The sequence below is a fragment of the Microbacterium sp. Bi128 genome (assembly GCF_918698205.1).
In genome coordinates, this window is sequence record NZ_CAKKMM010000134.1 from 1 (window position 1) to 9,966 (window position 9,966).

10 protein-coding genes are annotated in these 9,966 nt (G+C 70.9%); 5 read left to right on the forward strand and 5 right to left on the reverse strand.

Annotated elements, in window-relative coordinates; all coding sequences use genetic code 11:
• Window positions 1–1,756, reverse strand: a 1,756-nt coding sequence (locus tag LQV45_RS11490) for a DUF2207 domain-containing protein (RefSeq protein WP_230007143.1), incomplete at its 3' end; no start/stop codon positions are given.
• A 195-nt stretch (window positions 1,757–1,951) separates the two neighbouring features.
• Between LQV45_RS11490 and LQV45_RS11495 the strand changes: the two genes are divergently transcribed.
• Window positions 1,952–2,323: a hypothetical protein gene (locus tag LQV45_RS11495; RefSeq protein WP_230007144.1), complete on the forward strand. Its 372-nt coding sequence runs from the start codon at window positions 1,952–1,954 to the stop codon at window positions 2,321–2,323.
• The gene (locus LQV45_RS35660; protein WP_290370238.1) at window positions 2,320–2,442 is read left to right on the forward strand and encodes a hypothetical protein; all 123 of its coding nucleotides are present in this window, start codon (window positions 2,320–2,322) and stop codon (window positions 2,440–2,442) included. Before LQV45_RS11495 ends, LQV45_RS35660 begins: the two co-directional genes overlap by 4 nt.
• Here the strand turns inward: LQV45_RS35660 and LQV45_RS11500 are convergent.
• The 3 genes from LQV45_RS11500 to LQV45_RS11510 are packed head-to-tail and all read right to left on the reverse strand — an operon-like array spanning window position 2,432 to window position 4,973.
• Window positions 2,432–2,650 carry a hypothetical protein gene (locus LQV45_RS11500; RefSeq protein ID WP_230007145.1) on the reverse strand — a complete coding sequence of 73 codons (219 nt, stop codon included), beginning with the start codon at window positions 2,648–2,650 and terminating at the stop codon, window positions 2,432–2,434. The two genes, LQV45_RS35660 and LQV45_RS11500, sit on opposite strands and share 11 nt — an antisense overlap.
• A 31-nt stretch (window positions 2,651–2,681) precedes the next feature.
• On the reverse strand, window positions 2,682–3,617 hold the full coding sequence (locus LQV45_RS11505; RefSeq protein WP_230007146.1) for an aldo/keto reductase family oxidoreductase: 936 nt from the start codon (window positions 3,615–3,617) through the stop codon (window positions 2,682–2,684).
• A gap of 36 nt (window positions 3,618–3,653) precedes the next feature.
• Complete coding sequence (locus tag LQV45_RS11510) at window positions 3,654–4,973, reverse strand: cell division initiation protein (RefSeq protein ID WP_230007147.1); 1,320 nt, start codon at window positions 4,971–4,973, stop codon at window positions 3,654–3,656.
• A 358-nt stretch (window positions 4,974–5,331) separates the two neighbouring features.
• Between LQV45_RS11510 and LQV45_RS11515 the strand changes: the two genes are divergently transcribed.
• Window positions 5,332–6,033, forward strand: coding sequence for a DUF998 domain-containing protein (locus tag LQV45_RS11515; RefSeq protein ID WP_230007148.1), 702 nt, complete (start codon window positions 5,332–5,334; stop codon window positions 6,031–6,033).
• Window positions 6,034–6,042: 9 nt separating this feature from the next.
• On the forward strand, window positions 6,043–6,234 hold the full coding sequence (locus LQV45_RS11520; protein WP_138176992.1) for a hypothetical protein: 192 nt from the start codon (window positions 6,043–6,045) through the stop codon (window positions 6,232–6,234).
• A 19-nt stretch (window positions 6,235–6,253) separates the two neighbouring features.
• Here the strand turns inward: LQV45_RS11520 and LQV45_RS11525 are convergent, their stop codons facing one another.
• Window positions 6,254–8,725, reverse strand: a complete 2,472-nt coding sequence (locus tag LQV45_RS11525; RefSeq protein ID WP_230007149.1) for a LuxR C-terminal-related transcriptional regulator — start codon at window positions 8,723–8,725, stop codon at window positions 6,254–6,256.
• Between the two features lie 340 nt (window positions 8,726–9,065).
• Here LQV45_RS11525 and LQV45_RS11530 point away from each other — a divergent pair.
• Window positions 9,066–9,966: YveK family protein (locus tag LQV45_RS11530; protein ID WP_374208194.1), on the forward strand; the 901-nt coding region annotated here is incomplete at its 3' end.

The window sequence follows — 9,966 nt, forward strand, 5'->3', positions numbered from 1 at the left end:
GGGCGGGGCTGCTCGCGGCGTGCATCGTCGACAGCGTCGAGAGGAAGACGGTGCTCGAGAAGCCGTTCGGTCCCGAATACCAGGTGAGGTCGCCCCCGCTCTGCCCCACCTGGGCGCTGAGGACGTCGGCCCATTCCCGCTCGACGCCCCAGACGACGGCCCAGGGCAGCAGCTTCTCGTACAGGTGGAGCACCCGCGTCGGGTCTTCCGCGTCCACGACGCGGCGCTCGGCACCCTCCGGGCTCTGCAGGACGCGCAAGCGGTCGGCCTCGGCGAGGGCCAGGTAGTCGCGAAGGCCGCGGAGATGGTCGCGGGCGGGAGCGCCGGCATCCGTCACCACGTCCGAGTAGCGGAAGAGGACGAAGGCCAGGATGCCGGCGACCACCGTCACGGGGATCGCCGCGACCTGCCACCAGGCCGGCGACCCGCCGACCGCGGTGATCCCCAGTGTCGCGACCGACAGTCCGAACGACACCACCGCGATCGCGCCGGCGACCACGGCTGTGCCCGAGCGGGGTCGCCGCATCCAGCCGCGCCGCCGCAGCTCGGCGGCGGCCACGGGCGCAAACCCGCGCAAGTGCTCGCCGACGTCGCTTCCCGGGGTGTCGAGTGCGACGCGCTCGCGGGGGCGCGGCTGCGCGCCGAACACGGCGCTCAGAACCGCGGCGCGAAGGGGTGTCGCGCCCTCGCTGTCGACGTACTCCAGGGCGAGCCGCGTATCCGCGGCGGGGGCCTCGACGATGCGGAGATGTCCGGCCACCGCGGTGTCGAGCACGGCGGCCGGGATGGCAGCACCGCTCCTGCGCACCAGGTGGGCGCCCTCGACGACGTCGACGTCCTCGGGCGGCGTGTACTCCGGGATGATCACCCCGCGGCCCGGTGCGTCGCGGTTGCGGCGGCGGGCCAGAACCGCCACGCCGATGCCGATCGCGCTGAGCCCCACGGTGCCCAGCGACACCGCCGACAGGGTCGGCGCGGCATCCACGGAGAACTGCTCGCCGGGCGTACGGACCACCTCGCCGGGGACGAACGTGCCGCGGGCGAACCCGACGGCGACCGTGACGTTCTCGCCCGGGCCCAGATCCGTGGCGCCCGCCGTGAACGTCACCGGTCCGTCCACGTCACTGTTGCGCGTGATGTCGCAGGGCTCCTCCGATCCCTGTTCTCCCCGGTAGCACGATGCCGCACCGTCGAGTGCGGCATCGGCGAGCGTCGGGTCGATCGACAGCTCGACGCTCACGCGCCCGAAGGGCTGCTCCCACTGCGTCCCGTTCACGTCGCGGTAGAACTCGTCGGCGTCCGTGTCGGCGAAGGAGCGGATCGTGTCGCGCTGCGAGTAAGAGATCACGTAGGTCTGCTCGCCGTGGACGTACGTGTCGTCTCCGGTGAGCACGCGCACCTCTCGACGATCGGTCTCCACCTCGTAGGGGATGGGCGACCCGTCGGCACCGGTGACAGCGGTGACGCGCGTGTGCAGCGGGACGCCGTCGTAGTCGTCGGGGATCGCGCGCACGATCCCGCGATTCTGGTCCTCGTCGGGGAAGCGCGCGACGAGGGTCTCAGTGACGGTGAGTTCGGCGTGACCGTCGTCGGCGCGCGACAGGTGCATGCGGGCGTCGAAGGAGTCGAAACGGAAGTCGTCGACGTCGGCGTGCGCGGGAGCCGGGACCCCGCCGAGCGCGGCCCACAGGGCGAAGACGGCCGCGACGAACACGAGGGGGCGGGCGGAGCGGACGCGGGTGGCGAGCTCGTGCATGCCTCGACGCTACCGAGAACGCCGCGGAGGCGACTCCGTCTTGCGGGGGATCCGGGATCGCTCGGAGCAAGGTTCACCGCAGTTTCGCGAGCCGAGAGGATGCCGGTCTCGTGGCACACGGCCTTATATCTCGCTTGCCTATTCGCTAGTCAATCTAGTAAGTTTGCGAACAAGCAAAGAGGGAAGGCAAACATCATGGCGAAGATGTTCTACGGAACGACCCCCGAGCCCATCACGATCGACGATCGGATGCTGGCTCACGTCAAGGTGGTCGTGGCCACCAAGCTCCGCCGCGGCGAGAGCTTCACCCTCTCCTGGACGCACGGCATTGACGAGCCCGGCGGACGCTCGACCATCTGGCTCCAGCCGGCCATCCCGCTGCGATTCGTGTTCGATTCCGAGCAGCCTGAGTCTCTGGATCAGAACCTGCTCAAGCGCATGGCGAACGACGCCAACTCCTCTCGCGGGCTGAGCCTCGACATCGACGTCGACCGATCGGACGTCGCCGAACGCCCCGCGCAGGTCCGGAGGTCCGCGGCTCCGCGCTCGCTCGTGCGTGCGGCATGACCGCCACGGATGCCCTGTCCGCTGGCGCGTGGGTGAACGGTCCCGCGTCCTGGGATCTGCCGACCGAGCCGCTGACCATCGTCGCGCCCGCGGCTGAGGCGGTCACCGTCAGCGTGTGACGTCGTCCTCCGACGTGGGCATCTCCGGCTCCCGCACGCCGGGTTCGGCGCGGGTGAGCACGATGGCCGCGGCCAGGATCGCCGATCCGGCGACGATGAACGCGAGTTTCTGTCCGACCGAACTGTCCGCCGGCAGGAACAGCGTCGGGGCCGCGAAGACGACAGCGGCCACGACGGCCATGATCGCGCCCCAGGGTCGTCGCGTCATCCTGTGATTCCTCCCGTTGCCGCCCGCTCGGTCAGGGGACGACGTAACCCGCCGCCCGGACCAGCGCGTACCACTCCGCGCGGGTGAGGTCGATGTCGGCACCGGCGGCGGCGTCCGTGACCCGCTGCGGGGTCGTCGTGCCGAGCACGACCTGCATGCCGGCGGGATGACGCGTGATCCACGCGACGGCGATCGCGAGGGGCGTGACGCCATATCGTGCCGCGAGTTCGTCGATCACCGCGTTCAGATCGGCGTACGCGGGATTCCCGAGGAACACCCCGCCGCCGCGCGTTCCCTGGAGGGGCGACCACGCCTGCAGAGTGATGCCCTCGATCCGGCAGTACTCGACCAGGCCGCCACCGTCGAGGACCGCCGCCTGCGGGGTGCTCTCCATGTTCACGGCGAGGCCCTGCGTGATGATCGGCGCGTGCGCGATCGACAACTGCACCTGGTTCGCCACGATCGGTTGACGCACGGCGGTTCGCAGGAGATCGATCTGCCGCGGGGTGTGGTTGGACACCCCGAAGGCGCGCACCTTGCCCGCCGCCTCGAGCTCGTCGAACGCGCGCGCCACCTCGTCCGGCTCGACGAGCGCGTCGGGGCGGTGCAGCAGCAGCACGTCGACGTAGTCCGTCTCGAGCGCGCGGAGCGACTCCTCGACGGAGGACACGATGTGCTCGTAGGAGAAGTCGAAGTATGGTCCTTCGCGGACGATGCCCGCCTTGGTCTGCAGACGGATCTCCGATCGCTCCGACCGGCTCAAACGCAGGGCCTCGGAGAAACGCCGCTCCGCGGAGTGCAGCTCGCGGGCATAGATGTCGGCGTGGTCGAAGAAGTCGATCCCCGCGGACCGTGCCGCCAAGTACAGGGCGCGCACATCGTCATCGGACTTGCCGTCGATTCGCATCATTCCTGCGACGACGGCGGGAACGGCGGGGCCCGAGCGGCCGAGGGGAACGGATCTCATCGTTCCACGTTATCCCGCGTCCCGTCGCGAGCGGTGTCAGCCGCGCTCTTCCGTCCCGTCGTCGTCCGCCGCGCTGTCGTCGACGATGATCGGGGCGCCCCGGGGCGTCGCCCGCAACAGCTCGTTCATCTCGGCCATGAAGCTGCTCACCTGCTGCTGCTGCCACCGGAGATCGCGGGTGCGGTCCTCGGCATCGCGCAGCACGGCGGACGCGTGTCCGGTGATCGCCGCCGCGATCCGCTGAGCCTTCTCGCGAGCGTCATCGAGGATCTCCCGCGCGTGCACCTGCGCCTGGGTCTCGACCTGCTGCGCTTGCGCACGGGCGAGCCGCTCGTAGTCGTCGGCGCGAGCGGAGATCCGACGCGCGTGCTCGAGGGCGCCCTCGACCTGTTCGCTCGCATCGGCGGTGATGCGCTCCGCGTGGGCGACGGCCTGATTGTGCAGCACGAGGAACTCCTGCTGCGCGTCGTCCTGGCGTCGGGTCAGGGACTCTTCGAACTCCAGCACCCGCGCCGTCATCTCGCGAACGTCCCGTTCGGCTTTCGCGCGCAGGTCGCCGGTCTCGCGCGAGACGAGGGATCGCAGGGCTGCGGCCGCTTTCTCGGCCTCCGTCCGCAGCGCGACCGCCTCGCGTTCGGCCTGCGCGACCCTCTCGGCCGCGTGGGCGCGCTCCCGCTCCACGCGCGCGCCGTGGGCTGTGGCCTCGGTCTCGATGCGCAGTCGCACCTGGTCGGTGTCGTGCTGCGCCTCGGCGAGCAGCCGTTCGCGATCGGCGACGGCATCGTCGCGCAGGGCCGCAGCCTCGTCGCGGGCTCCCGTCAGAAGGCGCTCCGCCTGGGCCACGGCGTTCTGTACCAGGACCCCCGCTTGCTCCTCCGCCACGCGCAGGATCGCTTCGAACTGCTGCCGGCTCTGCGTGGGATCGGTCTCATCGCCGGAGTCGGCGACCAAGCCGCTGGAGAGGGCGTGCACCTGCGCCTCGGCCTCCGCCGCACGCGCGGAGGCCGCGCGCAACTCTTCCTGCAGACGTCCGGCGTCCTCGGCGTGGCGGCGCGCGGCCGCTTCGAGCTCGCTGTCGTGCTCGGCGCGCTGCTGCGCGAACAGCGACTCCGCGTGCAGCTTGTCGCGGTGCGCGTCGTCGGCGAGCTTGCGGACGCGCTGCGTGAGGCGGCGCACGGCATCGTCGACGGCATCCCGCTCGTATCCGCGGAAGCCGACCGGGAAAGCGGGAAGGGCGTCGCCGTCGTCGGCGCCGCCCAGCAGCTCGTCGAGGGGGGAGCCCGTCTCTCGCTCTTCGGGAGCCGGCCGTGCCGGGGATGCCGCAGAGGCACCGGCCTCGCTCTGGTCGTCCGTCACGGAAACTCCTCTCGGGCGGCGACGTCCTCATGGGCTCCTCGGCGCGCCGTGCGGGCGGGAGAGCCGGAGGGGATGCGCGGTCTCGAACCGGGTGCCGTGGCCACGAGACCGCGCATCCATGTTGAGTGACCGAGTTGAAGAGTAGGGAACTTGGGGGAGAACCACTCGCGATCACTCGAGGAAGACGATGCCATGCGGTGCTCGATCCCACCGCCTGTGAGCCGATTCCTCACCCGCAGAATCGCCCGTAGTGCGTGCACGACCCGACCGCTGCGCGGCGCCCGCCGCCTCCCCGCGATCCTCGACGGCCTCGCCGCGGTACTCTGACCGAGCCCCCTCGACGCCGCCGGAGACGCCCATGAGCGAGACGATCACGTGGTTCCCCCGTCTGGCGACGCGACCCGGGAACCGCCGCGTCCTGGTCCTGGCGACGGTGGGCGGGGCCGCCGCCTTCATCAGTGCTGGGTTGATCTGGCTGAGTCGGCTGTGGGACCCGAGCGTGCACTACGTCAGTCAGCTCGGAGCGACCGGGATGCCCACCGCACCGGTCTTCAACTCCGCCCTGCTGCTCTTGGGGATCGCGGCGGTGCTCGTCGACCGTGCCCTTCTGCACCAGTCGGGGTCGTACGTCGCGGGGTGGCCGATCGCGACGACCCTCGTGGTCTGCGGAGCGTGCTTCGCCGTGGCATCCGTCGTCACGTGCTCGCCCGGCTGCCCCGTCCCGTTCACTTCGGGCGCGCTGCCGCAGGATCTCATCCACATCAGTGCGGCCGTGCTCGGGTTCGTTCTGGCCATCGTGGCGATGGCGCAGGTCGCGGTGCTTCGTCGTCGCCCCTGGATGCGCGCTGCGAGCGTCGGGACCCTGGTCGCCGTCGGAGTGACCTCGCTCACGGGAGCCATGCTGGCGCTCTTCCGCGGCGACACGGTGCTCGGAGGCAACCTCGAGTTCACGGCCGCAACGCTCGCGATCGCCTGGTTCGGGATCTTCGGTCTTCAGGTGGCCGCCGACGAGCGGATCACCCGTCGGTCGGGCGCCGATGCGCTCGCGGTGGCGGGCTAGCGTGGGGACATGACCAGACGACGTCTCCGACAGCTTCTCGGTGTCCTCGCCCCGGTCGCGGGCCTCGTCGTCATTCTCGTCGTGCTCCACGGAGCCGGGATTCCGCTGACCATCCCGGGTGTGATCGTGGTGCTCGTGCTGCTGGTCGTCGGGCGTCTCGTCTTCGCGTTCGCCCGACGGCGGCGGCCCGACCGACGATGAGCCGGCCGGGCCACCGCGGTCAGAGCTCGTTCTCGGCTTCGATGAGTCCCCAGGCGTGGGCCGCGCGGATGGCACTGGCGCGGTCCGACACCTCGAGCTTGCGATAGAGGCTCTGCAGCTGCGTCTTGACGGTGTTCGGCGAGACCACCAGCGCTCGCGCGATGTCGGCGATCGTCGAGGTCGGGGTGAGCTGAGCGAGCACTACCTGTTCGCGCTTGGTGAGGTGGGGGACGCTCACCGACGACGCGAAGAACGAGGCGCGATCGGCCACCTTCTCGCGGGCGGTCGGGGACAGCAGGCGCAGGACGAGGGCGCGGTCCTCTGGAGCGACGGCGCTCCACGGGCTCCACAGGTCGTGCCGCCCGCTGAGCGCCTCGGCGCGCTGAGCAGTGGAGCGGTGGGCGCCGGTGCCGTTCAACCGGACGTCGGCGACCATGCTCACCACCAGGCTCTCCAGTGCTGCCCGGGGAGAGGACTCTTGGTGGATCCCCCACTTCACGCTCATCACGTAGGCCTCGTGGGCGCGTCCGGCGTACAGCTGGGAGAGCGCGATCGCCGGCGCGGTCGCGGACGAGAGACCGAACGGTCCCTCGAACAGGGCCATCGCCTTGCGGGCCTGGCGCAGGGCGATGAGCACCTTGGCGCGGGCGGTGAGCAGCTGGATCGACTGGAAGTGGGACGGGGGCGTGCTGCGCGTCCGCGCCATCCACGAGCGGAGCATTCCGAGCGCGTCGGGAGCCGCACCCGAGAGCAGGAACGCGATCGCCTGAGTGGCCGCGGCGAATGGCCAGAGCTCCCGCGCTCCGCCCGTGGCCGTCATCGTCTCGAGGCGCTCCCGCGCCCCCATCGCGTCGCCGCGTTCCAGACGCAGCCACGCGTCGGCGAGACGCGTCCCCTCTCCCCACGGGGAGTTCACCCAGCTGTCCTCGCGGTCCGTGTCGCACAGCACCCCCGCCGCGCGCACATCGCCTTCCAACAGGGCGACGATCGCGAGGACGCCGCGGGCGCGCAGCCGCCGCGCGGGGGGAGCGAGCCGCTCGACCTGGCCGAGTGCGAGGGTCGCGTCGCGCAGCTTCCCCATCGCCAGGTGTGTCATCCCCACCTGATACCAGCCTTCGGCGACGACGTCGTCCGTGAGCGCGGGTCGACGTCTCAACGCATCGACGAGCAGGGATGCCGATTCCGTGGCGAGCGCGAAGCGCCCCGCCGCGCGCAGCAGATCGACCCGCATGATGAGCGCCTCGACGTTGTGCTGGGCGGCGGCCTTCGCCTCGGGGAGGCGACCGAGCGCTCCGACGACCAGCGCGGGGGTCTCCGCGGATGCCGCGGTGTCCGGGTCGACGGTCAGGAGAGCGTCCACCGAGACCGGGTCGAAACCGACGTGGGCGCGCATCGTCTCGACGAGCCTGGTGAAGGCCGAGGAGTCACGAGCCCAGATCTCGGGCCCGGTGGAACGGAGGATGGATCCCAGGGTCGGCCACTGGCCCGCATCGGCGGCGAGCTGGGCGGCCCGCAGGGGCTCGCCGGCGGCGACGAGGTGGTCCAGCAGCCGCAGTCGGGCGTGTTCGACCAGCTGGGGAGCGCCTGCCGTGATCTCGCGCAACCACTGGGCTCGCACGGGTTCGGCCAGGACGAGTCGGGTGGTGCTCGGCCACACGAAGCCGGCGTCCTGCAGCTCGCCCAGCAGCTCGCTCGTGGACGCGTTGGTGGAGTCGATGCCGATCGCGTCGGCCAGCTCGACGTTGATGTACGGCGCCACGGCCAGCAGGCGCACCTCGTCGGTGACGGGAGTGCTCAAGTGCGCCTCCATGTCGGCGGTGAGCGCGCGGGTGGCGTAGTCGGCGATCGCATCGGCCTCGTCGCGCGTCCGCAGCGGGAGACCCTCGAGCCGCAATCGCGAGCTGGAGAGCTGGGCGAGTGCGGGCCACCCGTGGGTGCGCCGCATCAACACGTCGATCGCGACGTCGGTGGTCTCGATCCCGTTGAGCTCGAGGACCAGCATCAACTCCTCCCGCGACATCAGCAGGTCGGCGGGGGTCAGCACGTGCACGTCGAACTCGAGCGCGACGAGCGGACTCTCGAGCCGGGTGACATGCCGGGTCGCGACCACGATGCGGAGCGCGGGATCGGAGCGCAGCATGTCCAGGATGACGGCGGAGTCCACCCCCGGGCCATCGTCGAGGTTGTCCACGAGCAGGACGTGCTGAGGCGGGCCCTCCCGGAACGCCGCAGCCACGCGATCGAGCACCTCCGGACCGGCCTGTCCGGCGTCGAGCAGCTGTATCCCGATCTCGGGGTCGTCCTCGAGCGCGGAGGCGAACTGCCGGAGCAACGCGCTCTTGCCGACACCCGCAGGACCGCGCAGGAGCACGACGTCGCTGTCGAGTGCCGTCCGGAGCGTGGCGATGGTCGCCGTGCGCGGCGTCCAGAAGCGGCTCGAGCGCCGTGCGGCGCGTGCCGTAGTGGGTGGGGTTTCCAGGTCGATCAGCATCGTTCTCTCCAACTCTCACGCCGGTGGTGTCGTCGGCCCGGTTCGGGTGCCGGGGACGAAGGGCGCGCACGGCGATGGTGCGCTTCACCCGATCTTTGAGGTGATGTTCGCCCGTGCTTCGCACGAGGGGAGCGGTTTCATACCCGTCGTCATCCCCCTTTCACCCCGTCGGCATCACCTCCCCGGCCCGTTCCTCACCACCACGGGCGGTCTCCGCAGCGACCGCGCTTCGCCCGCTCGTGCGGATGCTGCAGGCGGCGGGAACGGGTGTCGGTGCGCACCTATGCTTCCCCGGGCTCGGCGTTCCCGTCGCACGGGCCCGGTGAAAGGCGGTACACGAGTGGACATGCAACGCGTCGCGCGGATCCTGCGCGCGTACTGGAAGGCGATCGTCGCCCTGACCATCGCGGGGGGCCTCGTGGGGTTCGGATGGAGCGCCCTGCAATCGCCGGTGTACACCGCCGATGCGAGCGGCTATGTCGCCAGCGTCGCGTCGGACGGCTCCACCGGCGCTGCGCTGGCGGGCAATCAACTGGCACTGTCGAAGGTGAAGTCCTTCATCGACATGGGGTACTGGCGCTCGGTCGCCGAGACGGCTCGCGACCAGCTCGGTCTCACGGACACACCGGAGTCGCTCGTGCAGCGCATCCACGTGTCCAACCCGGTGGACACCGTCAGCGTGCGGGTCGAGGCGACCGGGTCGACACCCGAGTCTGCTCGAGACCTGGCACAGGCGTGGCTGCAGGGCATGACCGTGCAGGTCGACGAGCTGGAGGCGCCGGGTAGTGGGCAGGGGGCCGTCCGACTGATCGCGGGGGACTCGGCACGGCTGCCGACCGCGCCGTCCTCGCCGAACGTCAAGCTCAACGTCGCGATCGGCGCGATCGCGGGAGCCGTGGTCGGTGTCGTCTTCGCGCTCGTCCGTCGCTCTTTCGACCGCCGCTTGCGGTCGGCGAGCGACATCTCCGACGCCGTCGGTGCCGCGGTCGTGGGAGTCCTTCCCGTCGACAAGGAACTCGCCGCCGGGCGCGCCGTGTTCTCGTTCGACGACATCCGCGACGGGCGGGGGTCCTTCGCCCACAAGGAGGCGATGCGGGAACTGCGGACCAACCTGCAGTACGTCGATGTCGACCACCCCGCCCGGGTGATGGTCGTGACCAGCCCGCTCCCCGGCGACGGAAAGTCGACCACGGCGGCCAATCTCGCCGTCAGCATCGCGGCGACGGGCCAGCCCGTCATCC

What these genes read in the sequence shown, in the direction of transcription:
- LQV45_RS11495 (WP_230007144.1), top strand. Translation starts at nt 1,952, where the DNA reads ATGGCGAAGATGTTCTACGGAACGACCCCCGAGCCCATCACGATCGAC.
- LQV45_RS35660 (WP_290370238.1), top strand. Translation starts at nt 2,320, where the DNA reads ATGACCGCCACGGATGCCCTGTCCGCTGGCGCGTGGGTGAACGGTCCC.
- LQV45_RS11500 (WP_230007145.1), bottom strand. Translation starts at nt 2,650, where the DNA reads ATGACGCGACGACCCTGGGGCGCGATCATGGCCGTCGTGGCCGCTGTC.
- LQV45_RS11505 (WP_230007146.1), bottom strand. Translation starts at nt 3,617, where the DNA reads ATGAGATCCGTTCCCCTCGGCCGCTCGGGCCCCGCCGTTCCCGCCGTC.
- LQV45_RS11515 (WP_230007148.1), top strand. Translation starts at nt 5,332, where the DNA reads ATGAGCGAGACGATCACGTGGTTCCCCCGTCTGGCGACGCGACCCGGG.
- LQV45_RS11520 (WP_138176992.1), top strand. Translation starts at nt 6,043, where the DNA reads ATGACCAGACGACGTCTCCGACAGCTTCTCGGTGTCCTCGCCCCGGTC.
- LQV45_RS11525 (WP_230007149.1), bottom strand. Translation starts at nt 8,725, where the DNA reads ATGCTGATCGACCTGGAAACCCCACCCACTACGGCACGCGCCGCACGG.